This is a genomic window from Halocynthiibacter sp., from assembly GCF_049608145.1.
Taxonomy (GTDB): Bacteria; Pseudomonadota; Alphaproteobacteria; order Rhodobacterales; family Rhodobacteraceae; genus Halocynthiibacter.
This window is the reverse complement of the sequence record NZ_JBMYXF010000025.1, coordinates 1-23,815: the sequence shown is the minus strand read 5'-3', so window position 1 is coordinate 23,815 and position 23,815 is coordinate 1. Positions and strand designations below refer to the sequence as shown.

At 54.9% G+C, this 23,815-nt stretch carries 22 protein-coding genes; 11 read left to right on the top strand and 11 right to left on the bottom strand.

What is annotated here, in order from left to right:
• Window positions 1–66 precede the first annotated feature (66 nt).
• The 4 genes from ACPGUT_RS09315 to ACPGUT_RS09300 are packed head-to-tail and all read left to right on the top strand — an operon-like array spanning window position 67 to window position 4,751.
• Window positions 67–435: a response regulator transcription factor gene (locus ACPGUT_RS09315; protein WP_423990661.1), complete on the top strand. Its 369-nt coding sequence runs from the start codon at window positions 67–69 to the stop codon at window positions 433–435.
• The gene (locus ACPGUT_RS09310) at window positions 435–752 is read left to right on the top strand and encodes a hypothetical protein (RefSeq protein WP_423990659.1); all 318 of its coding nucleotides are present in this window, start codon (window positions 435–437) and stop codon (window positions 750–752) included. The genes ACPGUT_RS09315 and ACPGUT_RS09310 overlap by 1 nt, the downstream gene beginning before the upstream one ends.
• Window positions 739–3,453, top strand: a complete 2,715-nt coding sequence (locus tag ACPGUT_RS09305) for an ATP-binding protein (protein WP_423990657.1) — start codon at window positions 739–741, stop codon at window positions 3,451–3,453. Before ACPGUT_RS09310 ends, ACPGUT_RS09305 begins: the two co-directional genes overlap by 14 nt.
• Window positions 3,454–3,509: 56 nt before the next feature.
• Window positions 3,510–4,751 (top strand): FliM/FliN family flagellar motor switch protein, encoded by a 1,242-nt coding sequence (locus tag ACPGUT_RS09300; RefSeq protein WP_423990655.1) that lies wholly within the window; start codon window positions 3,510–3,512, stop codon window positions 4,749–4,751.
• A gap of 23 nt (window positions 4,752–4,774) precedes the next feature.
• On the opposite strand, the gene ACPGUT_RS09295 is transcribed toward ACPGUT_RS09300, so the two are convergent.
• On the bottom strand, window positions 4,775–4,990 hold the full coding sequence (locus tag ACPGUT_RS09295; protein ID WP_423990653.1) for a hypothetical protein: 216 nt from the start codon (window positions 4,988–4,990) through the stop codon (window positions 4,775–4,777).
• 131 nt (window positions 4,991–5,121) lie between these two features.
• Here ACPGUT_RS09295 and ACPGUT_RS09290 point away from each other — a divergent pair, with 131 nt between their 5' ends.
• Entirely contained in the window at window positions 5,122–5,382 is a 261-nt protein-coding gene (locus tag ACPGUT_RS09290; RefSeq protein WP_423990651.1) for a DUF2312 domain-containing protein, read from the top strand.
• A gap of 19 nt (window positions 5,383–5,401) precedes the next feature.
• On the opposite strand, the gene ACPGUT_RS09285 is transcribed toward ACPGUT_RS09290, so the two are convergent.
• Window positions 5,402–6,280 (bottom strand): hypothetical protein, encoded by an 879-nt coding sequence (locus ACPGUT_RS09285; protein WP_423990649.1) that lies wholly within the window; start codon window positions 6,278–6,280, stop codon window positions 5,402–5,404.
• Window positions 6,281–6,398: 118 nt separating this feature from the next.
• On the opposite strand from ACPGUT_RS09285, the gene ACPGUT_RS09280 reads away from it, so the two are divergent.
• Window positions 6,399–8,078, top strand: a complete 1,680-nt coding sequence (locus ACPGUT_RS09280; protein WP_423990647.1) for an ABC transporter permease — start codon at window positions 6,399–6,401, stop codon at window positions 8,076–8,078.
• Window positions 8,079–8,144: 66 nt separating this feature from the next.
• Here ACPGUT_RS09280 and ACPGUT_RS09275 read toward each other — a convergent pair whose 3' ends face one another.
• From ACPGUT_RS09275 to ACPGUT_RS09240, 8 genes are all read right to left on the bottom strand, one after another.
• Window positions 8,145–9,137 (bottom strand): adenosine kinase, encoded by a 993-nt coding sequence (locus ACPGUT_RS09275; RefSeq protein ID WP_423990645.1) that lies wholly within the window; start codon window positions 9,135–9,137, stop codon window positions 8,145–8,147.
• 21 nt (window positions 9,138–9,158) lie between these two features.
• Window positions 9,159–9,824, bottom strand: a complete 666-nt coding sequence (gene nth, locus ACPGUT_RS09270; RefSeq protein ID WP_423990643.1) for an endonuclease III — start codon at window positions 9,822–9,824, stop codon at window positions 9,159–9,161.
• Between the two features lie 75 nt (window positions 9,825–9,899).
• Window positions 9,900–10,391 (bottom strand): hypothetical protein, encoded by a 492-nt coding sequence (locus tag ACPGUT_RS09265; protein WP_423990641.1) that lies wholly within the window; start codon window positions 10,389–10,391, stop codon window positions 9,900–9,902.
• Window positions 10,392–10,851: 460 nt separating this feature from the next.
• A complete protein-coding gene (locus ACPGUT_RS09260) occupies window positions 10,852–11,535 on the bottom strand; it encodes a helix-turn-helix transcriptional regulator (RefSeq protein WP_423990639.1) in 684 nt (227 codons plus the stop codon).
• 3 nt (window positions 11,536–11,538) lie between these two features.
• On the bottom strand, window positions 11,539–11,925 hold the full coding sequence (locus ACPGUT_RS09255; protein ID WP_423990637.1) for a VOC family protein: 387 nt from the start codon (window positions 11,923–11,925) through the stop codon (window positions 11,539–11,541).
• Between the two features lie 59 nt (window positions 11,926–11,984).
• A complete protein-coding gene (locus ACPGUT_RS09250) occupies window positions 11,985–13,454 on the bottom strand; it encodes an ankyrin repeat domain-containing protein (RefSeq protein ID WP_423990635.1) in 1,470 nt (489 codons plus the stop codon).
• A gap of 73 nt (window positions 13,455–13,527) precedes the next feature.
• Complete coding sequence (locus ACPGUT_RS09245) at window positions 13,528–14,274, bottom strand: hydroxypyruvate isomerase family protein (RefSeq protein WP_423990633.1); 747 nt, start codon at window positions 14,272–14,274, stop codon at window positions 13,528–13,530.
• On the bottom strand, window positions 14,274–14,876 hold the full coding sequence (locus tag ACPGUT_RS09240; RefSeq protein WP_423990631.1) for a DUF1285 domain-containing protein: 603 nt from the start codon (window positions 14,874–14,876) through the stop codon (window positions 14,274–14,276). Before ACPGUT_RS09240 ends, ACPGUT_RS09245 begins: the two co-directional genes overlap by 1 nt.
• Before the next feature lie 74 nt (window positions 14,877–14,950).
• On the opposite strand from ACPGUT_RS09240, the gene ACPGUT_RS09235 reads away from it, so the two are divergent.
• The 4 genes from ACPGUT_RS09235 to ACPGUT_RS09220 are packed head-to-tail and all read left to right on the top strand — an operon-like array spanning window position 14,951 to window position 21,720.
• A complete protein-coding gene (locus ACPGUT_RS09235) occupies window positions 14,951–15,970 on the top strand; it encodes an AAA family ATPase (RefSeq protein WP_423990629.1) in 1,020 nt (339 codons plus the stop codon).
• Window positions 15,967–16,869, top strand: coding sequence for a DUF58 domain-containing protein (locus ACPGUT_RS09230; protein ID WP_423990627.1), 903 nt, complete (start codon window positions 15,967–15,969; stop codon window positions 16,867–16,869). The genes ACPGUT_RS09235 and ACPGUT_RS09230 overlap by 4 nt, the downstream gene beginning before the upstream one ends.
• Complete coding sequence (locus ACPGUT_RS09225) at window positions 16,866–19,643, top strand: DUF4159 domain-containing protein (RefSeq protein WP_423990625.1); 2,778 nt, start codon at window positions 16,866–16,868, stop codon at window positions 19,641–19,643. Before ACPGUT_RS09230 ends, ACPGUT_RS09225 begins: the two co-directional genes overlap by 4 nt.
• A gap of 4 nt (window positions 19,644–19,647) precedes the next feature.
• Window positions 19,648–21,720 carry a hypothetical protein gene (locus ACPGUT_RS09220; protein WP_423990623.1) on the top strand — a complete coding sequence of 691 codons (2,073 nt, stop codon included), beginning with the start codon at window positions 19,648–19,650 and terminating at the stop codon, window positions 21,718–21,720.
• Window positions 21,721–21,886: 166 nt separating this feature from the next.
• Here the strand turns inward: ACPGUT_RS09220 and ACPGUT_RS09215 are convergent, their stop codons facing one another.
• Window positions 21,887–22,240: a hypothetical protein gene (locus tag ACPGUT_RS09215; protein ID WP_423990621.1), complete on the bottom strand. Its 354-nt coding sequence runs from the start codon at window positions 22,238–22,240 to the stop codon at window positions 21,887–21,889.
• Between the two features lie 116 nt (window positions 22,241–22,356).
• Here ACPGUT_RS09215 and ACPGUT_RS09210 point away from each other — a divergent pair, with 116 nt between their 5' ends.
• The gene (locus tag ACPGUT_RS09210; protein ID WP_423990619.1) at window positions 22,357–23,796 is read left to right on the top strand and encodes an FAD-linked oxidase C-terminal domain-containing protein; all 1,440 of its coding nucleotides are present in this window, start codon (window positions 22,357–22,359) and stop codon (window positions 23,794–23,796) included.
• The last annotated feature ends 19 nt before the right edge of the window (window positions 23,797–23,815 follow it).

Here is a 23,815-nt window from a genome sequence, read left to right as displayed (position 1 = left end):
GGCTTGTTCCAATCAGGCACGTCATTCAGGCAGTTCCGCCTTGGGGAGAGGGCGGTGGGAGGACACGTGGCAAAGACCGTTCTGCTTATCGAAGATGAGCCAAATATAGTAGAAGCAATCCGCTTCCTGCTGGCCCGTGATGGCTGGCGGGTCGAAACCCATGGCCGTGGCGATACTGCGATGGATGCCATTGAAAAACATCAACCGGATTTGATTGTTCTGGACGTTATGCTGCCGAAACGATCCGGTTTTGACATCCTGCGAGACCTGCGCGCGGCCGAAGCCACCCGCAACCTTCCCGTCATGATGCTAACCGCACGCGGCCAAACCAAAGATCGCGAACTTGCGGAACAATACGGCGTATCCCGGTTCATGACTAAGCCTTTCTCAAACACTGATATGATCGCCGCCGTGCGTGAACTGGCAGAGGCCTGATGACAGATAAACCTGGGGGAAAGCTGCCCGAAGATCCATTGGCACGCGGACCAGGGTCTCGTCTGTTTCTGGAATGGGAAAGTTATCGGCGCAAACGGGCGATGGATGCTGGAAATATCTTTCCAATCCTGGGTGTTATCTTGTTTTTGCTACCCGTCCTTTTTGCCAGCGGCCGCGATAGTCTGCCGGTGTCGGGGGCGATGATTTATGTTTTTGCCGCCTGGACTGTGCTGATTGCGCTGTCTGTCTGGCTGTCACGCCTGCTTAGTCAGCCCGATGATACCACCAAACACGGGCAGGATGATGGTCAGCTTTAATATCCTGATCGCGGTTTGCTTTGCCTACGTGGCTTTCCTGTTTGGCATCGCATTTTATGCGGATCGGCGGGCGCAGCAGGGGCGGTTGAAGTTCCTGCATTCGCCCCTGATTTATACCCTATCCCTGTCCATCTATTGCACGGCTTGGACGTTTTACGGTGCCGTGGGCAATGCGGCTCGTTCGGGGCTTGAGTTCGTGACAATCTACCTTGGCCCCAGTCTTGTGATGGTCGGCTGGTGGTGGCTTTTGCGCCGCCTTGTACGTATTGGGCGCGCCCAGCGGATCACGTCTATTGCGGACCTCATTTCATCGCGTTTTGGGAAATCTAACCTGCTTGGCGTTCTGGTTACCTTGTTGGCCGTTGTGGGGACAACCCCCTATATTGCCCTTCAACTTCAATCTGTTACCCTGTCGTTCTCAGTGTTTTCACGCGATCTTTCAGCGGGTTTTATGCAAACAGATCTGGCGTCTACGGCGTTCTGGGTTGCGGTTGGTCTGATGTTGTTCACCGTGTTGTTTGGCACTCGCAATCTGGATGCAAATGAGCGCCACCACGGCGTGGTCACCGCGATTGCATTTGAAGCCATTGTGAAACTGATTGCCCTTTTGTCGGTCGGTGCATTTGTGGTTTGGAGCATTGCAGACGGCCCCGCAGATATCCTGGCCCGCATGGATGCAAGCCCCATCGCCAACTGGCAGATCCGCCCCGGCCGTTGGGCGGGGCTGATCTTCCTGTCTGCGGCCGCCTTTCTGTGCCTGCCACGTATGTTTCAGGTCATGGTGGTGGAAAGCGCAGATGAACGAAACCTTGCCATGGCTGGTTGGGCGTTCCCTCTGTATTTGATGTTGATGAGCCTTTTCGTTCTGCCCATCGCTGTGGTTGGGCTGGAACTGCTGCCAAAAGGCTCTAACCCTGATCTTTTTGTCCTAACGCTGCCCCTGTCACAAGGTCAGGACGGGCTGGCCCTGCTCAGTTTTCTGGGTGGTTTTTCTTCGGCTACGTCGATGGTCATCGTCGCCGCCATTGCTTTGTCTACGATGGTGTCAAACCACATTGTGATGCCGGTTTGGGTGTCTTTGCGGTCTTCCGGCGCGACGGTCTCCGGGGATTTGCGCCAGGTGGTTCTGACCGCGCGGCGCGTATCTATCATGGTCGTTGTCGGGCTGGGGTACCTCTATTATCGCATTTCTGGTGGTGGGGCTGCACTTGCATCGATTGGCCTGATTTCTTTTGTCGGTGTCTCACAGGTTCTGCCTGTCTTGCTGGGCGGATTGTTCTGGCGTCGCGCCACCAAAGTTGCCGCCGCTGCGGGGCTGATCACAGGGTTTGCGATCTGGCTTTACACATTGTTCCTGCCTTCCATTGGCGGGGCAGGTGTTCTGTCTGAATCTGTCATGCAACAGGGGCTGTTTGGGGTTGGTATTCTGCGCCCACAAGGGCTGTTCGGAACGGGGGGGCTTGATCCGGTGGTGCATGCGATATTCTGGTCGATGTTTCTGAATTCCTTCGTGTTTTTTGCCGTATCTCTATTTACCTTCCCCACCCCCCTAGAACGCTTGCAGGGGGTCCAGTTTGTAAATGTATTTGAACACAGCCCCGGTCCACGTGGCTGGACATCCGGTGCCGCAGGTGCGGAAGATCTGCTGGTCATGTCGCAACGTATTCTGGGTGCGCAACAGGCACAGAAACTGTTCGAAGCCGAGGCCCGTGCGCAGGGAAAACTTGGCCATCTTCCGGACAGTTCCCCGGCATTCCTAGAACGTCTTGAACGGGAACTTGCCGGGTCTGTCGGATCGGCCACAGCGCATGCGATGATCGGCCAGATCGCAGAGGGGGCTTCCGTCTCGGTCCAAGATCTGATGGCGGTGGCGGATGAAGCCGCACAGATCATGGAATATTCCAGCCAGCTTGAAGCGAAATCAGCTGAACTGGGCCGCACCGCGCAACAATTGTCTGAAGCCAACGAAAAACTGACCCGTTTGTCGGTGCAAAAAGATGCCTTCCTGTCCCAGATCAGTCATGAATTGCGTACGCCTATGACATCGATCCGTGCGTTCTCTGAGATCCTGCGTGATATGGATGCCCTGACCCCGAAGGATCAGACACGCTATGCCACGATTATCCATGATGAAACCCTGCGTCTGACCCGATTGCTTGATGATCTTCTGGATCTATCTGTGCTGGAAAACGGACAGGTTACCTTGAACCGTGAACAGGTCAATCTGCACGATATTTTGAACCGTGCCATCGGCGCGGCCCTTGCTCCGCAGGATGATGAACCCATCCGGATTGAGCGCAATATTACATTTGAAAGCGCGATGTTGGTGACGGATGGCGATCGCCTTAGCCAGGTGTTCATCAACCTGATTTCCAACGCCCGCAAATACTGTTCTGCACCGGATCCGGCTCTGACGATATCGGTGCAGACGGGCCATGATCAGCTGCAGATCGATTTCGTCGACAACGGCGCGGGTATTCCAGCCCATCAACAACCGCTGGTGTTCGAAAAATTCGCACGTCTCACCGATCATGCCCGCGCGGGCGGGGCGGGGCTTGGTCTGGCGATTTGCCGTGAGATCATGAACAATCTTGGCGGTGCGATTGACTGTCTGCCCGATCAAAGTGGCGCAGCCTTCCGTGTCACGGTGCCTTTGCAGGTTGAAACGCAGGAAAAAGCCAACGAAACACGGATTTCGTAACGATTTCGTAACTCTGATTGCCGATGCTGAAAAGGATACTCAGCAAGGGTTGGCAGATGTCTGAAACGGGCAGCACAGAAAACGAAGAAAGCGATAATATTTCAGTTATGCGCAAGATGTCTTCGCGCAGACTGGTAGGATCGGCCAAACGGATGAACCCCGTTCTGGCGCTAAAGGCGGCATTGCCGAAGGCGGCGGAACTTGAACTGAACATGCGATTGACCGTGAAGGAGGCCAAAGAAGGTGTTCTGGACACTCAGGCCATGATGGAAGCAATCCCTGAAGATGCGTTATTAACCATTCTGTCTGCACGGGACGGGGCACAGGGGCTTGCCGGGTTTGACCCCCAATTGCTGGCCGCATTGATCGAAGTGCAAACAACAGGCATCGTCAGTAAACTTCAGGCGACTGTGCGGCCCTGGACAATCACAGATGGGCAGATGTGCGAACCCTTCATTGATCGTGTGTTTGATATGCTTGAACTGTTGCTTGATGCGGATGGCCGTGGCCCTTGGTTTTACGGCTATCGATTTTTGCGCAAGGTCAATGATCGCCGCAAGTTGGCGATGACACTCGAAGAAACCCGTTATCTGTTTTATGCCTGCAAGGTAGAACTGGGGGATGAGGCTAAGACGGGAATGCTGTGGCTGGCCTTGCCAGATTCCGTGCGTCATGCCACCACCGAAGGCAATGTTGCACCAGGAAATGAAGACTGGCAGGGCGGTTTGCGGGCCTCAGTTCTGAACAGCAATGTACAGCTTGATGCCGTTTTGCACCGAACACGCGTGCCTCTGTCCTGGCTGATGTCCTTGAAACCTGGTGACACAATTCCTGTGCCAGGGCAGCAGCTTGATGCCCTAAGTCTGATTGACAGCAGTGATCGAATTGTCGGGACGGCGCGTCTTGGTCAGGCTTCTGGTCTGAGGGCGATCCGATTGATGACGGATGATAGCGATGGCGGTGTGCGGTCGGCATCTGTTGCCCCGGCGTCTCTGCCCGCAGCATCAGGAATGCCGGATCTTTCGCCGTCGGGTGGCGGTTTGCCAGGGGTGCCGGATTTACCACCAGGAGCAGGGGGGGGGATGGAAGGCATACCTGATTTGCCTGGGCCATTGCCCGATCTGCCAGAAGATTTGCCAGATCTTCCCTCTGCGGGGGATCTTCCTGGATTGCCGGATCTTTCCACAGGCGGTGGTCTGCCTGATCTGCCTGCCGCAGGTGGCTTGCCTTCAATCGGCGAGGGGGGCGATCTTCCGGGGCTTCCTGATTTACCGGATCTTCCGCCATTACCAGCTTGATCCGGGCCCGTCCGAAGTATCTATCACCCCAGAATAACACCGGTGACAACCAGCATCAGTCCAACCCCTGACAGGGCCAACGCCCCCAGGTTGACCGTCACGATTTTTTGCAGACGAACACGCAAAGCTTCGTCATCAAGGCCGGCATTGCGTGCTTTCATGGCCTGCAGGATACACCAGACAATGCCACAAAGGCCCAGGAAAGACAGGGCGGCACCCGGCCAGATAATATATGACATTCTATGCTCCGATTTATTGCCGCTTGTCTCTACTGCGCTACAGCCCGCCGTGCAAGCGTACCGCAAACCAGGCCTCTTGCGAAGGACGGTCTAGCAGGGTAATCAGAGGGCCTTACAAAAAGGACGCAGTCATGAACGATATCACTTCCGATTCAAGCTACCGGGTAACTGCTGATGAACTGCGCCAGTTCATTGAACGTATTGAACGGCTTGAAGCCGAAAAGAAAGATATTGCTGAACAGCAGAAAGAAGTCATGGCCGAAGCAAAAAGCCGCGGCTACGACACTAAGGTTCTGCGCAAAGTGATTGCACTGCGCAAACGTGAGCCTGATGATATCGCTGAAGAAGAAGCGGTACTTGAGATGTATAAAGAAGCGCTCGGTATGAGCTGATCTGCCATTCCATCGGCACTTACGGCTGAATCATGTCCACATCTGGCATCGACATGATTCTGGCCGTATCTTCTTCATAAACCTCCATCGCCTGCTCGATCAGCTCGGCATTCCACGATGGCATGTTGATTTCCATCTCCAGGGCGTCTGGCACTGCAAATTTATCCAAGAAGGCGGCCGCAACTGCACTGTGTTGTTGCTGTGTCATTGGCGAACGGGCCTGCATATAGGCCTGATAGCGCTGCAACCCTTCCTGCGTCATGATTTCGGACAGAATATCATTTGATGCTTCCAGTGGTTTCACGCTGGCAGCAAGACCGGCAACGGTCAGCAGAACCTCTGACCAGATCATAGGCGTATCTTCCTGACACCAGACCACCAGCGGTGCATTCGGGCAAGACTGCCGCAGACGTTGTATCAGTTCTGACCACAATAGACGGCGGGGATCTGCACCTGTCACCTGGGGATTCTGGTTTTTCGTTGTATTCAAGGCCATTACAGCGGGCACGAAACTGACCGGGCTAGAGATCGACAGATGGATCTCAGATTCATCAGCCGGCAAAAGGTTGATCAGATTTGAAATTCTATCATGGGCGTCCGGATACAAAATGTTCTTTTCAATTGCGAACTTTGGAAACCCCATGAAGTTAGGGGCAGACATGACCAGACGCTGGGGTTGTTCCCCTTCCAGAATGGCTTCCAGAATTTCCTGGCCCTGTGCCTGCGTCATTGGCACATCCTGCGCATAAGCAAGAGCTTCGCGCAGGCGGCGGCGGTATTTTCCTGGCCCGGGCACGGCGATCCCACTTTGCAGAAGACGTTCTTTATCCTTAAGCAATCCCCGCAGAAGGTTGTCCCCATCCGCCGAATGTGCGCCAATATGGTACGCAATTTTCATCTTAAACCCGATGCCCTGTTTATTTTCCGGCACCTTACAAAAGAAACTCTGCTGGTGCGACGGTAATCGGCCCACTATAAGCACAAAAATACAGGGAAAAAAAGGTGATGAAATCCTGATGGCGCAGGCACAGACAACCGATGTGGCAGAAAAATCCGCCAGGCCATTGAACAGACGCCGGATATCCGGTGTGGCCCCTTGGTCTCTGGGGGCTTTTCTGATCGCGACCTGTGTGGTTTTGCCGGTACTATGCGTGGTGTTTCTTGCTTTCTTCCCAACGGAAAACATCTGGCCCCATCTGCTGAACACCACCCTGCCGCGTTATTTCTTTAACACCCTGTCACTGATGTTATCTGTCGGCGCTATTGCCGGGGTGACCGGAGTGGTCACGGCATGGCTGATCGTGATGTATCGATTTCCCGGGGCCCGGGTGATGGAGTGGCTTTTGCTGCTGCCCCTCGCGATCCCGGCATATGTCGGCGCTTATGCGTTGGTCGATTTTCTTGAATACGCGGGGCCAGTGCAAACCGCGCTTCGATCTATGTTTGGTTGGGCGACCTCGCGTGATTACTGGTTCCCAGATATCCGTTCCCGTGGTGGGGCCATTCTGGTTTTGTCTGGCGCCTTATATCCCTATGTCTATCTGCTGTGTCGTGCAGCCTTTCGGGAACAATCCGCCGCCGGATATGACGTAGCCAGGGCGCTGGGCGCTGGGCCTTTTGCGCGCTTCTTTCGTCTTGGCTTGCCCCTTGCCCGGCCAGCACTGGCCGCAAGTTGTGCCGTGGTTATGATGGAAACCGTGGCCGATTTCGGGACTGTGGAATATTTCGCGGTTCAGACATTGACCACTGGGATTTTCACGACCTGGCTTGAAAGCAACAATGCTGGTGGGGCTGCACAGATCGCCTGTGTTGTGCTGACCCTGGTTTTGTTGCTGGTTGGTTTTGAACGTATCAGTCGCCGCAAACACCGCTATCACAATTCCGCACGCAATGCGCGCCCCCTGACACAGACGCAACTGCAGGGCGGGCAGGGGGCATTGGCTTTGATCCTGTGTCTGATCCCTTTTGCAATTGGCTTTGTTTTGCCTGTTGGCGTGATCTCTTGGCACAGCCTGAATAATTATGATTTCTGGAATGACAGCTCTCTTCTGAAGGCGTTGTGGAACACGATATTTACAGGTCTGTCCGCAGGGTTTCTGACCGTTATCGCCGCGTTGTTTATGGTGTATGGCGTGCGTCTCAGTGGGCGACGTCTTCCGCGATTGCTGTTGCCCGTGACGACCATTGGCTATGCAGCACCTGGTGCGGTTTTAGCCGTGGGCATCCTGATCCCGCTGGCCGGGCTTGACCATATGATTGCCGATGGTGTGCTTGCCTTGACCGGCTATGATCCCGGGCTTTTGCTGACGGGATCTGCGGCCGCCCTGATCTTTGCTTATTGTGTCCGCTTCTTTGCGATCGCTCAGGGGGCCACTGATTCAGCCCTTGGTCGGGTCGCGCCAAGCCTGCCTATGGCGGCGCGCTCTCTCGGAAGAAGCCAGGGGGGCGTATTGCGCGAAGTCCACGTGCCTCTGATCCGCGGGTCGGTGACCACCGCCGTGCTTTTGGTGTTTGTGGATTGCACAAAAGAGCTGCCCGCAACGCTGTTGCTGCGCCCGTTCAATTTCAACACACTTGCCACCCGGGTGTATGAACAGGCCTCTCTTGAAAACCTAGAACAGGCCGCCCCCGCAGCCATGTTGGTGATCCTGACAGGTCTGTGCGCGGTTCTAGTTCTGGCGCGTTCCAGTCGCTGAAGGGAAACAAAAAGGCCTTTGCACCGTTTGATGCAAAGGCCCGTTGTTCGTTTCGGATCAATTAGATCAGATTAAATTGCCAGCCTGAAACAGTGCTTTGATGTCGGTCTTTGGGCGTGGACCCATGTGCCGGATACATTCAGCCGCAGCTATGGTGCCCATTTTAGCACAGGTTTCCAGAGACTGACCTGTCGCCAGACCATAAAGGAAACCCGCCGCAAACATGTCACCCGCGCCTGTTGCATCCACCGGGGTTACCCGATCAACGGCGACTTCGATCTTTTCATCACCACGGATCGCAATCACTGGATCGCCGGAACGTGTGCAAACGACCAGTTCACATTCTTTGCGGGCCATTTCCAGGGCGTCAACGACGTTGTCCTGCTCATATAGGGAACACCATTCTTCCTCATTCCCCAGCACGAAATCCATTTCGTCTTTCACCAGACGGCGGAAATCATCACGGTGACGGTCAACGCAGAACGGGTCAGACAGGGAAATACCGGTTTTCCCACCAGTAGACCGACAAGCTTTCGCGGCAGCGGCAAAGGCTTCTTTGCCTTCGGGTTTGTCGAACAGGTATCCTTCAAGGAAGATATATTCTGCATCTGACGCCACATCTTCGGACACATCCGCCGGGCTGATATCCGCAGAAATGCCCAGATATGTGTTCATGGAACGCTCGCCATCCGGGGACACAAAGATCATCGAACGTGATGTAGGCAGATCGCTGTCTGACACGGGCGGGTTGACGAATGCTGTGCCGCCCGCCTCTGTCCCTTCCACATAGAACCGGCCCAAAGCATCATCACGTACACGCCCGATCAAGGCCGTATCAAGACCAAGGGCACCAAGAGCAGCCAGCGTATTACACACAGATCCGCCCGGCGCCTGCACGCGGCTTTCCATTGCACCATAAAGGGTCTCTGCACGGTCTTTTTCAACCAGCTGCATGATGCCTTTTTCGATCCCCATATGATCCAGGAATGTGTCGTCACACTGGGTCAAAACATCAACGATGGCATTGCCGATACCGACGACTTTGTATTTCTTGCTCATGGGGTTCTCCGGTTTCACGGTTTACAGGTTTTTATCTTCAAAAAGACAGAGATCACGTATCAGGCAATTACTGCACATTGGTTTACGGGCCTTACAAACATAACGGCCATGCAGGATCAACCAGTGATGGGCGTGATGTTGAAATTCAGCGGGAATGTTATCTTCAATCGCACGCTCCACCGCATCCACATCCTTGCCAGGGCAAATGCCCGTGCGATGCCCGATGCGGAAAATATGGGTGTCCACGGCCTGGGCGGGCTGTTTGAACCACATGTTCAACACAACATTTGCGGTCTTGCGGCCGACACCGGGCAGACTGACCAAAGCGGCGCGGCTTGAGGGCACTTCTCCCCCATAGTCATCCACCAGGATCTGCGCTGTCTTCATGACGTTCTTCGCCTTCTGACGGTAAAGCCCGATGGTTTTGATATGATCCGTCAGCGCCTCAATCCCCAGATCCAGCATCTTCTGGGGCGCATCAGCAACCTTAAACAGCTCTTTCGTCGCCTTATTCACCCCCACATCCGTCGCCTGCGCAGACAGCGCCACCGCGACCACAAGCGTATAAGCATTGGTGTGATCAAGCTCCCCCTTGGGTTCAGGTTCAAGGTCGCGAAACCGCGTGAAGATTTCCTTCAACACAGGATAGGACATTTGCTTGGCGGGTTTGGCTGGGCTAGAAGTCATGCCCGTTTTATGCCCGGATGCGGGGAGGAGGTCTAGCCATCCATTGATCTGTTTATCCGACCTGTCGGCGTGTGTTTAATCTCGCCTTAGTGGGAAAGTGAAGCCGAGCCCCAGAGCGCCAAAATGATCTCCATTATTAACACCATGGCTGATATCCAAGAAAAAGTTGCGGTAGATGATCTGTAGAGAAGGGGCGAAACCCGTAAATCCGTTTCCGTCTGAGTTCCGATAACTGGCAACAATGCCTGCTTGAAGCTCTGGGTGAATGTTCCACATTTGGGACACTGCTAGGTATGTCGTGGTGTCCGAATAACTATCTTTATAAGCGCCTATTGAGTAGTTTAATTCCAAAGCCCTGTTTTCCCAGGTCATGATCAGCCCCGGGTTGTCTTCATTAAAATCGTTTTTTTTTTGTGCTCCCCATTTGCCGTAGTGATGACAGGCAAGAGGGATAGAAAAACGATCAGGCCTCCACGAAGGGGGGGCATTGTGAAAACTGAAGGCTTCAGCTTGTACGGCTGGACAGAATGTAAGGGCAATACAGGCTGCAGTAGAGTATCGTAGCATAAATAACTGGCTCCCATTGTAACGTGAAACAGGAACAAAATGACAGTTTGTAGTTAATTGTTGGTTGCTTCGTTTTAGGATTTCCCTGCGGCTACAGATTATAGCCCGGTTTTTACACGATAGCAGGGGCTCGGAAAAACACCGTTTCTAACGAACCTCCAGCCAATAGATCAGCAGAGACAAACAATACAAAGTTTCAACCGTGAAACATCTTTGGCTAAATAGGTGAAATTCATGATAATTGAGAAGAACACCGCGATGACCCAGACATGTATCTGGGGTAACTGCTAGTGGAACAGGACTAAAAGCAAAACATATAAAACAGAAACCAAAGCTGGGGGGCTGGTGGCGTCGGAAGTAGGCATACTTGTGAGGCACGTAGGGGCATTTTGTTGCGCATTATCTATCACTACAGCTCTAGCCACTGGGCGGTGCATGTGGCAGAGCAACGCGGCTGGCTCTAACAACCTTTCTCCATTAAGGCATAGAAATCCACCAACCTTTTGCCGCGTTCTTCTTTAAACCGTTCACCTTCCTCAAGGCACCGGATGCGGTCGAGGCGGAACATGCGGAAGTCTTCGCGTAACTCGCACCAGCCGACAATTGTCCAGACTTTGCCCCAAAACCACAGACCCAGCGGGCGGATAGTGCGATTTGTTTGCTTCCCTTCCACATCTCCATAGGTCAGCAGCAGGCGCAGGCGTCCGTCACAGGCGGCTTCGATCCGGTCGATCCGGCTGCGAACATCATCGTTTAATTCCGGCGATGATAGCGCATGGATCGGCACGGCCTCTGCATGAACGCGGTCCCGATCCGGCAGCACGGCGTTGATTTTGACAAGGGCTTCTTCGGCGGCGGCGGCCATTTCGGCCCCGCCCCAAGCTTTGATCAAACGCGCGCCGGACACCAGCGCGGTGATTTCCTTATGGGTGAACATAAGCGGCGGCAGATCATAGCCGTCGCGCATCAAATAACCGACCCCGGCCTCGCCATCTATGGGCACGCCAGAGCCGATCAAATCCGCAATATCGCGATAAATCGTGCGTTCCGACACCTCCAAGCGATCCGCAAGCATCCGCGCCGTGGTCAGGCGACCACCGCGCAAATATTGCACAATCTGAAACAGTCGGTCCGCACGACGCATGGGTTAATTCCCTTCAAACAACCCGATGGAATTGCCATCAGGATCAATGCCATAGACGAAGCGCCCCGCCGGAATAACCACAGGATCACCCGCCAGAACTTCGCCACCAGCGGATTTGAAGCGTTCTGCCGTGGCCTCAAGCGTGTCAGGTGCCAGTAGATGCAATGTCGCTCCAGAACCGTCTTTTGCAGGTTTGCCCTCATAAAGATTCGCCGCCACACCCTGACCATCCGCCGTTGGAATCAGCGCAATCATATTCGGCCCCATATCCATGGTTTGCAGGTCATAATGGAACACTGCGTTGTAAAATATAACGGCCTTTTCCAGGTTTGAAACCGGGATTTCAGCCCAGACCATTGCGTTTTGCGGTTTGAAATTTGCGTCGCTCATAAGGTGTCCTTCCATTGCTGAGAATTGCCTTATGACAGCCCCCTCCTGACAGCATTATGTCAGGAGGGGTACGCAATCAGACCCTTGCAGGAGGCTGGGGGATGTTTTGTCCATTCCAACGTGTTGAGGTCCAGCATATACACATCCTTGTTGTCGCGATAGTCACGCCCAACCTTGCCGCCCATAATCATGATGCCGGTTTCACATAATATGGCTTTGTGACTGTTTATCCAGTCGGGGTGATCGCCGGTCGTTTCAATAGGTTGCACAGAGAAATCATCCAAACTAAGCCGCAAGACCTGCGTGAAGCCAACCTTGAGATCCTCTGGATATCCAAGTGATCCGATAAGCCAGATGTGGTCGCCCACTAAACTTGCCGTATGAAAATCTGTCGGGGGAAAGACATCCGCAGGATAAATATAATGATCCAATCCACCGCGCCCATCCAGCACAGTTACATCCGCGTAAATGCAGAAATCAGGGTCGTAACCATCTTCATGTTCACCAGCAATCAGAACAAGCCGCCCATCAGGAAGCCGGGTTGCTGTGCGCCCATAGCGTTGTACGGACCAGATCGGTTTTGTACGGTCCCTTTCATGGGGCATGTCTTTTGGGGCCGCGTATCTACAGCTGCGCATTTGTTCTTGCCAGAAGGCGGGCAAAAATCGTTCCGGGTTGTGTGTTCCTGGGCGCGCGCTGCGATTTGTTTCAAAATCTTTCTGTGTCAGGGGGATCTCAGGTAGAAACCCCATCTCTGGTGCTTCCGGGTTCAATGCATAGTTGAAATATGCCGGATGAACCCCGTTTTGAACAAACACCCGCCGCATGCGATCGGTTGTCGCCATTGCAGCCGCTGACATAAATTCATTTTCGGATTGACCATATGGCGTGGCCCCGGCCTTTAGCAGCAGGTCAGCGGTTTCGATATCGTCATTTTCTGCCGCATACTTCAGGGCACTGCTGCCATGCTTTGTGCTCGCATTGGGGGAAAACCCTTCCGCCAGAAGCCAAGCAACAATCAACACGGCACGGGATTGTACGCAGTCGATCAGGGCTTCATCTGCGCGGTTTTTGTAAACTGGCGAAGCCGCTGCATATGCTTTGACCGCATCAAGATTTCCAACGCGACAGGCAAAAAGAAAGGGGTCCAGTCCTTTGGTGTCCGGATCAATAGGGGCATCCCCCAGCGCGATTGCGACTTGATCTTTCGTCCAGTTGGTGCGCGCACCCGCCCGGATCAAAAGACGCATCGCTGCCAGTTTCCCGTCATAAAAACAGCGCTTCACGGCCGTCATACCGTAGCCACGCGGTGATGCTTCTATATCTTCCCCCGCCGCAAGATGTTGGTGCAATACGGGGCATAGTTCATCATCGGGCAGCTTTATCGCATCCCGCAAGATGGGCAGAAATCGGTCTAGCTGTTTGTCTCTATATTCTTGATATCTGCTCTGTAAATTGTGATCTCGCAATGCATCTTGCACCGCGCGTTCTTCCGCCTGAAGTCGGGCGTGGAGTTCTAAGGTGTTCATAAGTATTCGCCGGCTGATCGGCGTAAAGGGAAATATGTCTTAGACTATGTGCGGAATATTGTGGGATTGCAACTTAAGGCTTCAACCAGCTCAATCCATCTTCTGTGCGCCCCGATGGGTGATATTCACCGCTGATTAAGCCAGTATATCCCGCCTTATCCAAAGCCTTAAAGAACGTCGGGAAGTCATAGCGATTTTCTAGGGTGGGTTCATGGCGACTTGGGTGGGAGGACACTTGCACATGACAGATCAAATCTTGGTATTTGCGAAACAGGTTCAACGGATCATGGCCCATGTTCGCGGCGTGAAATGTATCAAACAATAGGCCCAGATTTGGCCGGTCCACTTTGGCGATAACCTTGGCGGCGGCCTCGAAACTGTTCAACGCATATCCAGGAACAGCCTGCGTGCTGATGGGTTCAATGATAAAGCTTTGCTCTGGTTCCAGATCACAGGCTTGGATCAGATTATCGGTCAGCACATCACGGCCGCCATCCCCGGCAAGGCCTGCCATCACATGCACATGTGTCACGCCCAGAATGTCTGCCATATCAATGGTTCTTATGATTTGACCAAAGAACGCCATTTGCTGACCATCCTGTGCGCCGATGCCCCAACTGTCCCCACGCGGTGTATCCATCAGGGCAAATTCCACACCTGCGGCATCCGCCAGCCGTGCCAGTTCTTCCGGGGGCTCTTCGGCTTCATCTGGCCAGAGAAGTTCCACCGCATCAAATCCAGCATCCGCCGCCGCCTGAAACCGATGGGCAAGGGGCAGTTCCTGAAACAACATTGTCAGATTGGCACAAAACCGCGCCATCAGACGTCAAGTTCCCGGGATGGGATCACTGGGAAAAACTGGCCGGATGACCACAGGCCAAACCAGCTTTCGCCTTGCACATCCTTATGCGCGCCAATGTCCACCAGGCGATAAAAGCTTTTACGGTCGATCAGCGCCTCCAGATTTGCGCGGACCAAAATGTAGGGGGAAGGTTCACCTGTTTCCGAATCCCGCGCCACGCGAATGGGGTTATCTGGCCCGGCTATCGCGACATCATCCACATGGGTCGTGAAGGTCAAAATCTGATCTTCACCATCACCGGTCGCGTCGAAATCAATCGCCACAAAAGGCGCGTCATCCACGGTGATTCCTACTTTTTCAACCGGCGTGACCAGAAAATAGTCGTCGCCATCCTTGCGAATGATCGATGAAAACAGCTTTACCAGTTCTTTGCGCCCCATGGGTGTTCCAAGATACCACCAGGTGCCATCGCGTGCGATGCGCATATCAAGATCGCCGCAGAAATCAGGATTCCACAGATGCACGGGTGGCGGGCCCTTCTTTGATGCCGCTTTCACTGCAGATGCGAGGTTTTCCGCCGACGGGGCGGCAGTTTTCTGGTCATTTGAGGATTTTGTCATTTGTTCTTCGCCCCAATCCGGCCTTTAATACGCATATTGTAACACGACCTTAATCGCAGCGGGAGCGTATCACCATGGCAGAAGCGGAAAATCTTGTCGCAGAGATTGAAATGCTGGGCGAAAAGCTGGCCCGGGCAAAGGCCGGGATTGCTGAACGCTTTATTGGTCAGGAACAGGTGGTCGATCTGGTGCTGGCTGCTCTGTTGTCCGGGGGGCATGGGCTGTTGATCGGGCAGCCTGGGCTTGGCAAAACCCTGCTGGTGGAAACCCTGTCGACGGTTATGGGGCTGGATGGCAGTCGTGTGCAGTTCACGCCGGATTTGATGCCTGCGGATATTCTGGGATCTGAAGTGCTGGAAACCAGATCCGACGGATCTCGTGAATTTCGCTTTATCGAGGGCCCTGTTTTCTGTCAGTTGCTGATGGCCGATGAGATCAACCGCGCATCCCCCCGTACCCAGGCCGCTCTTTTGCAGGCGATGCAAGAAAAAGAAGTCACTATTGCAGGGCAACACCGTCCGCTTGGCAAACCCTTCCATGTACTTGCCACGCAAAACCCGATTGAACAGGAAGGCACCTATCCGCTGCCCGAAGCCCAGCTTGACAGATTTTTGCTGCAGATCAATGTGACCTATCCTATGCGCGATGTGGAACGTGACATTCTTTTGGCCACAACAGGGGTGACGGTTGCAAAAGCGGAACAGGTGTTCACGGCGGACGATTTGATCGCGGCACAGACATTGCTGCGGCGTATGCCCGTGGGCGAAAACGTGGTTGATCTGATCCTCGATCTGGTGCGCAGCTTCCGTCCCGAAGATGAAAACGCTCCTGAAATTGTCCGCAACTCTGTCTCCTGGGGGCCAGGGCCCCGTGCGGCGCAGGCTTTGATGTTGGCGGTGCGTGCGCGTGCGTTGCTGGAAGGCCGTCTTGCCCCCTCCATCGATGATGTCATGCAATTGTCGCGCCCGGTTCTGATGCATCGTATGGCGCTGGGTTTTGGGGCCCGTGCACAGGGGCTGGAATTGGGGGGGCTGATTGATCAGATTACGTCAGATGTAATCCGCCGCGCGCGCAACACAGGGGCCGCTGCGTGACCACCCTCGCAGCCCGGATATTGCGTCGCGATGCTGCGGGTTTAGCCGCAGATTTCCCACCGCTTCTTGCTGCCGCAGAACGTCTGGCCCAAACGGTTTTGCCCGGTATCCACGGGCGTCGTCGCGCAGGGCTGGGGGATGAATTCTGGCAATATCGCCCTGCAATAGACAGTGATGAACCGCGCTACATTGACTGGCGGCGGTCTGCGAAATCGGATGGAAATTTCATCCGCCAGAAGGAATGGCAGCTGGCGCAAACTGTGATGTTTATGGTGGATCCTGCGGCCTCTATGCAGTACAGTAGCGATAAGAAAATTCCCGAAAAATCAACGTATTCTGCCATACTGGCCCTGGCCTGTGCCATGTTGTTGCAACGTGGTGGTGAACGTTTTGGTCTGCTGGGCACATCGGTTGCTGATTTCATTTCTGCCGGGCGTGGCGATACGCAGATCTTGCGTCTGGCCCAGGGCATTGAAGCAATGTTTCGCCGAGATGAACCCGACTTTACGACGCCTGATCTGTCTCTGTTACGCGCGGATACACAGCTTGTGCTGATCTCAGATTTTCTAGGGGATCCCACAGCCTTGCGGGATGTCATTTCGCAGGCCAGCGCCCAGGGCGTCACTGGCGCGATCGTTCAGGTGCTTGATCCTGCAGAAGAGGCCTTTCCTTGGCAGGGTCGTACGGTTTTTGAAAGCAAGACCGGGGCTTTGCGTCATGAAACCCTGCGTGCAGGGGATTTGCGGGCGCGGTATCAGGATCGTCTGATGGAACGCAAAGCTGCCATCCAGGACATCGCCCGGCAGGCAGGCTGGCACTATAAGTGTCACCACAGCGACCAGCCCGCGGCGTCCGCCTTGCTTTGGATGTATCAGGCGCTTGAAAGGCGGCACGCATGATCGCATTTGGCCCTCTCGGGTTTACCGCTCCACTGATGCTTTGGGCGCTGGCCATTTTGCCGGTCATCTGGTTTCTGTTGCGTGCCGTGCCGCCGGCACCTGTGCGTCGTGTTTTTCCTGCGGTTGGGCTGCTTCTGGGGCTGAAAGATCAGGACAGTCAGTCTGATCGCACGCCATGGTGGTTGTTGCTTTTGCGGATGATGGCGCTGGCTTGTGTGATTTTCGGCCTAGCGGGACCTGTTTTAAACCCTCAAACTGCACGTGAAGGGCAAGGCCCATTGTTGGTGCTTTTGGATGGCAGTTGGCCAGCTGCACGGGATTGGAACAACAGTCAGTCAAAGCTGCAGGATGTATTGAACGAAGCGGGGCGCAATGCCCGTCCGGTGGCGATTGTATCCCTCACGGATTTGCCCCCAGATGGGGTGCGTTTTGAGACTGCGGACACTCTGCGCAGCCATATCGCTGGCTTTATCCCTGCGGCCTGGTTGCCGGATGCACAAGGCGTCATGGCCTGGGAAGAAACACTGACGGATCAGCGTTTTGACACATTCTGGTTTTCAGACGGGCTGGCCCGTGATGGTCGCGACGATCTATTTTCTGCCCTGACGGAACGCGGCACTGTCACGATCTTTGAAGGGGCGCGGCCGCTTTATGCGCTTGAACCCGTCACTTTTGAGGATGAGCTGCTGCATTTCACCGTTCGCCGCCTGTTCACAGATCCCGAGGAACAGGTGACACTCCGCGCTATGGGGCCTGATCCTTCCGGGCGGGAGGTTGTTCTTGGCCAAGGGGATGCGCAGTTTGAATCGGGTGCTGACAGTGCCACATTGTCTTTTGCTATGCAGCCTGAATTGCGCAATCGTGTTACGCGTTTTGTGATCGCAGACCAGTCCACCGCAGGCGCGATTGTTCTGGCTGATGATGGATTGCGGCGCAAAGAAATTGCCCTGATTTCAGGTGCTGCGCATGAAGGGATCGATCTTCTTAATCCTCTGTATTATCTGAATAAGGCGCTGAACCCCGGGGCTGATATTCTGACGGGCCACATGGCGGAAATCCTGCCTGCAAATCCGGATGTGATCATTCTGGCGGATGTGGCTGATTTGCCCACAGGCGAGAAAGACGCCTTGGTGCAATGGGTGGAAGATGGCGGTTTGCTGCTGCGTTTCGCCGGGCCGCGTATGGCGGCAAGCGACCTATCCCGCACACGCGAAGACATTCTGATGCCTGTCCGTTTACGATCCGGCGGGCGAACCCTTGGCGGCACGATGTCCTGGGGCGATCCCCGTGGTCTTTTGCCCTTTGATGAAGCCTCGCCATTTTACGGACTGGCGATCCCTGATGATGTCTCTATCACCTCACAGGTTGTCGCCCAGCCTGATCCCGAACTGTCGGGCCGTGTCATCGCCGCGCTGGAAGATGGCACACCGCTTGTGACGCGTAAATCGCTGGGCCGTGGGCGGGTGGTGCTGTTCCATTCAACGGCCAATGCTGAATGGAATGATCTTCCGTTGTCCGGTCTGTTTGTCTCCATGCTGGAACGTCTTGCGGTGTCGGCTGGGGGGCTGTCTGATGACCCGGCTGATTTAGCAGGCACCACTTGGTCCGCCGAACGTGTGCTGGATGGTTTCGGACAGATCCGTGATGCAAAAGACCTGACCGGCGTTGATGGCGAAACCCTTGCAGTAGGGGCGATTGGGCCTGATCTTCCGCCTGGGCTTTGGCGCAATGACGACAAGGTGGTCGCCCTGAATGTCATGCAAAGCGGCCAGGCATTCACCGCCGCATCTTGGCCTGCGGGTACCCGGATTGAAGGTTTCGAAGGTGTAAAAGAAACCCTGCTTTCAGGCTGGCTTCTTTTGCTGGCGCTTCTACTTCTGTCCCTTGATGCGCTTGTGACATTGGCCTTAACCGGGCGCCTGAATACCCGGGGGACCCGTTCTGTTTCTGGATTGGTGCTGGCCCTTACCCTGACGGGTCTGCCGCAGGATTTATCTGCACAGGCCACACACCCCCCGCAGGATGACAGCCAAGCAATCGCGGTCACTTCTGATGTGACTTTCGCCCATGTATTGACCGGGGATCCGCAGCTGGATGAGATCGCCTATGCAGGTCTTCGCGGGCTGTCACGCGTTCTGATCTTGCGCACATCCATCGAACCGGCCCGTCCCGTGGGCGTGAATGTGGAACAGGATGAGCTGGCTTTCTATCCTTTCATCTACTGGCCCATCAGCCCATCACAGCCCGCATTGTCTGACACCGCAGTCACGCGCCTGAACGCATATCTGCGCAGTGGTGGCATGATCCTGTTTGACACCCGCGATGCCGGCATCGCGGGCACAAATGGCCCCAATCAGCGTAAGTTGCGTGACCTGGCTGGGGTGCTGGATATCCCCGCACTGGAACCCGTTCCCCAGGATCATGTGCTGACTCGCTCTTTCTATCTTCTTCAGGATTTCCCGGGACGCTATCGCAGCGATGATGTCTGGGTCGAAGCCAGCACCGGGGATGCACAGACCATCGAAGGCATGCCCTTTCGAAACCTGAATGATGGCGTGACCCCGGTGGTGATTGGCGGCAATGACTGGGCATCGGCCTGGGCGGTAACGGAACGTGGTCAATATATGCTGCCCGTAGGCCGAGGCTTTGCCGGGCGGCAACAACGCGAAATTGCGCAGCGTTTTGGCATCAACCTGATCATGTATGTGCTGACGGGCAATTATAAGTCAGATCAGGTGCATGTGCCTGAACTGCTGGAACGGCTGGGGAATTAACGCAATGGTGCAAAATATCCTCTTTGATCCGCTTTTGCCGCTGCCGGTACTTTTTGCGGCTGTGGGGCTGGCTGTTTTGATCCTTCTGTTCAGCACCTGGCAGAGGTTGTCCGGTTGGCTGATCCGGGGACTGGGGGCGTCGCTGATCCTGCTGGCCCTGGCTAATCCATCATTGCAACAGGAAGAACGCGAAACCCTGAACGATATTTTGCTGGTTCTGGTGGATGACAGCGCCAGTCAGGGTATTGGCGGGCGTCCAGACCAAAGCGAGGCCGCCCTTTCAGATCTGCGCCGCAAAACAGAGGCCCGCCAGAATACAGATATACAGGTCGTGCGTATAGGGGATGCAGATGATGATCGCGGCACGCTGATCCGTGGCGCGATCACCCGGGCGCTTGCCGACATTCCGGAAAACCGCATTGCTGGCATCGTGGTTATCTCTGATGGTGTTGCTCATGATGTAACCGACGCCACAGATCCTCCAGTGTCGGCGCCTATGCATTTGTTGCAAACTGGACGTTCCACAGATCGCGATCGTCGCCTTTCCGTCAAAAGCGCGCCAGGATTTGCCATTATGGGCGAAGCCATAACGCTGACCCTGCGCATTGATGATCTTGCCGCGACACCCACGGTCAACACCGATACTAGCGCCCCGCTGTCCATCGCGGTTGATGGCGAAGATCCAGTGACACTAAATGTGCCAATAGGGCGGGATTTCACCCTCCCATTTAGTCTGCCGCATGGCGGTATGAATACGCTGCAGTTCTCTACGCCAACAGAAAGCTGGGAACTGACGGATCGCAACAATCAGGCGATTTTGCGCATCAACGGGGTGCGTGACAGGCTGCGGGTGCTTCTGGTTTCGGGGGAACCCCATGCGGGTGAACGTGTTTGGCGGAACCTATTGAAATCTGACAGCACCGTTGATCTGGTGCATTTCACCATCCTGCGTCCGCCGGGTAAGCAAGACAGTGTGCCAACCAGTGAACTTGCCCTGATCGCTTTTCCGACGCGTGAATTGTTCATCGAGAAAATCGACGAATTCGATCTGATCATTTTTGATCGTTACAAACGTCGGGGCATCCTGCCGGGTACGTATTATGATGCGATGCGTGATTACGTGTTGAACGGGGGCGCGGTTCTGGTGGCGGCCGGACCGGATTACGCCTCTGTGGACAGTCTCTGGTATTCGGCGCTGTCTGACATTCTGCCGGGTGGTCCAACCGGGCAAGTCGTAGAACGTGGCTATCACCCCGAGGTATCTGATCTGGGTCAGCGCCACCCGGTGACCCGTGGCCTTGATCTAGGCTCCGATGACAATACGCCGCCCTGGGGGCGTTGGCTGCGTCTGACAGAACTGACAGCAAAAGACGACGCTCAGATCGTGATGACCGGCCTTGATACCCCCCTTCTTTTGTTGGATCGCGCGGGTGAAGGTCGCGTCGCCTTGCTCGGTTCCGATCAAAGCTGGCTTTGGGCACGGGGCTACGAAGGGGGCGGGCCGCAGGGCGAACTGTTGCGCCGTCTCGCCCATTGGATGATGAAAGAACCGGATCTTGAAGAAGAACGCCTGACAGCAAATCCGCGTGGTCAATCGATGCAGATCACCCATCAAAGCCTCTCTGATACTGTGGAAAACGTCGAAATCACGGCCCCCTCTGGGGATGTGATCACCTTGCCCCTGACAGAAAACATGCCCGGCCAATTCACCCAAGATTGGGATGCGCCTGAACCGGGTCTCTATCACCTGAAATCAGGTGATGCAGAAGCCGTGGTTGCGCTGGGCCCCGCTGCCCCGCGTGAATTCGTCGATACAATCGCAACACCGGACATTCTAGCGCCGCTCATCCGTGTTGCTAAAGGGGGCAGTTTTCGCGTGGAAAACGGACTGCCCGATCTGCGCACCACCCGTGCAGGCCGTCCCGCTGCCGGTCGCAATTGGATCGGATTACATGAACGAGGCGCAACCCGCACACTTGATATCACCCGTCAGCCGGTTTTGCCGCGTTGGGCCTGGCTGTTTCTGATCCTCTCCATCATCTGTACCGCATGGCTCTACGAAGGGCGACGTGTGTGAAGCCTGATTGGCCTTGTGATTGCTTTAATCTACGGGGTTCTTCTGCTCCGGATGATCTTCGGAATACCCTTTTGATGCCGTACAGTCAGACAGGTAAAACGCTGCTCTTTCACCTTCTTCAAATACTCCGGGGGAATCCATCGTAGATGGATGGGGGCAGGCCCCCTTACGGCATCAGGTCCACAATAACACGCTCTGTACTCCAACCGGTGGTCAGTGTTCTAGCCCGGACATATACTTGTATTACATCGGCCGGAATATTCACCCCAGACAGGCTGCGTGTGAAAGGCTGTTCATTCACATGTGGATGATGCAGCACGCGTGTGCCCAGCACATTTCCTTCTGCATCCTCAATCCGCCACCCGTCCGCGTAATCATCCCAGCCCGTATCCGCATGGCGCAGGGTGACACTGAAGGTCCAGTTGGTTGAAACGTGTTTTGCCTCAACCGCTTCAATGCGGGCATCATCCGCCAGCGCGGGGGTGGTCAGGGCGATAAGGGCGAAAATGAAATGGCGCATAAATCTGTCTCCGTTTGGGGCATTTTGACGTCAGGCGCCCGGTTTGACCAATCACTTGCATGTGAGTGTAAATTGGTTATATTATTTTACCAATTGATATCTCCGGGAGAGTCCCTATGCAAATGCCCAAGCCCGACGCCAGGGTCACAGAGCGCAAGGATCAGATCGTTGCCCGCCTGCGTGCGGCCCTTCCCAACTGCCCCGTGATCTCTGATCCCCGTGAACTGCATGCGTATGAATGTGACGCGCTGACAGCCTATCGCTGCCCGCCGATGTGCGTGGTTCTGCCCGGAAACACTGACGAAGTCTCGGTGGCGTTGCGGATCTGCCACGAAGAAAATACCCCCGTGGTGCCTCGTGGTGCGGGCACCTCTTTGGCTGGGGGGGCATTGCCAACATCCGATAGTGTCATCATCGGTGTCGCGCGGATGAACCGCTTCCTTGAAACCGATTACACCAATCGTTTCATCCGGGTTCAGACCGGGGTGACAAACCTATCCGTTACAGGGCAGGTGCAGGAAGACGGGTTCTTCTATGCTCCAGATCCGTCCAGCCAGCTTGCCTGCGCAATTGCGGGTAATATCGCCATGAATTCTGGCGGGGCGCATTGTCTGAAATACGGTGTGACGACGAACAACCTTTTGGGTGTCACAATGGTGATGATGGATGGTGAAATCGTTGAAATTGGCGGTGACTATCCGGATGCTGGCGGTGGTCTGAACCTTCTGGGGTTGATCTGTGGATCAGAAGGCCAGCTTGGCATTGTGACCGAAGCCACCCTGCGTATCCTGCATGCCCCAGAAGGGGCGCGTCCGGTGATGATCGGCTTTGACAGCAACGAAGTCGCCGGTGAATGTGTGTCTGACATCATTCGCGCAGGCGTTCTTCCTGTGGCGATCGAATTCATGGACCGCCCCTGCATTCGTGCCTGTGAAGCCTTCGCCAAAGCCGGTTATCCCGACGTCGAAGCCTTGCTGATTGTCGAGGTCGAAGGCTCGGAAAACGAAATCGCGCACCAACTTGGTTTGATCAAAAATATCGCGATGAGACATAACCCCGCTGAGTTCCGCGAAAGCACATCAGCGGCGGAAAGTGCCGCCATTTGGCTGGGTCGGAAATCGGCCTTTGGGGCCATGGGGCAGATCAATGATTACATGTGTCTGGATGGCACGATTCCCGTGTCGGAACTGCCCTATGTTCTGCGTCGTATTGGCGAGATGAGCCAGGATTACGGCCTTGATGTTGCGAATGTTTTCCATGCGGGGGACGGCAATATGCACCCGCTGATCCTGTTTGATGCGAATAAGCCGGGCGATCTAGAGCTGTGCGAAGATTTTGGCGCGGATATTCTAAAGCTTTGCGTCGAAGTGGGGGGATGCCTGACCGGAGAACATGGGGTTGGGGTCGAGAAACGTGACCTGATGGATCATCAGTATGCACCCGTTGATATCGAGGCGCAGTTGCGTGTGAAAGATGTTTTTGACCCGGCTTGGCTTTTGAATGCGGCGAAGGTTTTTCCGCTGTCGGCAACGGAAACACGGCGGGTGGCGTCATGAAACCTGTGAATGAAATTGA

What these genes read in the sequence shown, in the direction of transcription:
- ACPGUT_RS09290 (WP_423990651.1), top strand. Translation starts at nt 5,122, where the DNA reads ATGAACGATATCACTTCCGATTCAAGCTACCGGGTAACTGCTGATGAA.
- ACPGUT_RS09310 (WP_423990659.1), top strand. Translation starts at nt 435, where the DNA reads ATGACAGATAAACCTGGGGGAAAGCTGCCCGAAGATCCATTGGCACGC.
- ACPGUT_RS09285 (WP_423990649.1), bottom strand. Translation starts at nt 6,280, where the DNA reads ATGAAAATTGCGTACCATATTGGCGCACATTCGGCGGATGGGGACAAC.
- ACPGUT_RS09275 (WP_423990645.1), bottom strand. Translation starts at nt 9,137, where the DNA reads ATGAGCAAGAAATACAAAGTCGTCGGTATCGGCAATGCCATCGTTGAT.
- ACPGUT_RS09280 (WP_423990647.1), top strand. Translation starts at nt 6,399, where the DNA reads ATGGCGCAGGCACAGACAACCGATGTGGCAGAAAAATCCGCCAGGCCA.
- ACPGUT_RS09250 (WP_423990635.1), bottom strand. Translation starts at nt 13,454, where the DNA reads ATGAACACCTTAGAACTCCACGCCCGACTTCAGGCGGAAGAACGCGCG.
- ACPGUT_RS09235 (WP_423990629.1), top strand. Translation starts at nt 14,951, where the DNA reads ATGGCAGAAGCGGAAAATCTTGTCGCAGAGATTGAAATGCTGGGCGAA.
- ACPGUT_RS09265 (WP_423990641.1), bottom strand. Translation starts at nt 10,391, where the DNA reads ATGCTACGATACTCTACTGCAGCCTGTATTGCCCTTACATTCTGTCCA.
- ACPGUT_RS09215 (WP_423990621.1), bottom strand. Translation starts at nt 22,240, where the DNA reads ATGCGCCATTTCATTTTCGCCCTTATCGCCCTGACCACCCCCGCGCTG.
- nth (WP_423990643.1), bottom strand. Translation starts at nt 9,824, where the DNA reads ATGACTTCTAGCCCAGCCAAACCCGCCAAGCAAATGTCCTATCCTGTG.
- ACPGUT_RS09225 (WP_423990625.1), top strand. Translation starts at nt 16,866, where the DNA reads ATGATCGCATTTGGCCCTCTCGGGTTTACCGCTCCACTGATGCTTTGG.
- ACPGUT_RS09210 (WP_423990619.1), top strand. Translation starts at nt 22,357, where the DNA reads ATGCAAATGCCCAAGCCCGACGCCAGGGTCACAGAGCGCAAGGATCAG.
- ACPGUT_RS09300 (WP_423990655.1), top strand. Translation starts at nt 3,510, where the DNA reads ATGTCTGAAACGGGCAGCACAGAAAACGAAGAAAGCGATAATATTTCA.
- ACPGUT_RS09295 (WP_423990653.1), bottom strand. Translation starts at nt 4,990, where the DNA reads ATGTCATATATTATCTGGCCGGGTGCCGCCCTGTCTTTCCTGGGCCTT.
- ACPGUT_RS09260 (WP_423990639.1), bottom strand. Translation starts at nt 11,535, where the DNA reads ATGCGTCGTGCGGACCGACTGTTTCAGATTGTGCAATATTTGCGCGGT.
- ACPGUT_RS09220 (WP_423990623.1), top strand. Translation starts at nt 19,648, where the DNA reads ATGGTGCAAAATATCCTCTTTGATCCGCTTTTGCCGCTGCCGGTACTT.
- ACPGUT_RS09305 (WP_423990657.1), top strand. Translation starts at nt 739, where the DNA reads ATGGTCAGCTTTAATATCCTGATCGCGGTTTGCTTTGCCTACGTGGCT.
- ACPGUT_RS09245 (WP_423990633.1), bottom strand. Translation starts at nt 14,274, where the DNA reads ATGGCGCGGTTTTGTGCCAATCTGACAATGTTGTTTCAGGAACTGCCC.
- ACPGUT_RS09255 (WP_423990637.1), bottom strand. Translation starts at nt 11,925, where the DNA reads ATGAGCGACGCAAATTTCAAACCGCAAAACGCAATGGTCTGGGCTGAA.
- ACPGUT_RS09240 (WP_423990631.1), bottom strand. Translation starts at nt 14,876, where the DNA reads ATGACAAAATCCTCAAATGACCAGAAAACTGCCGCCCCGTCGGCGGAA.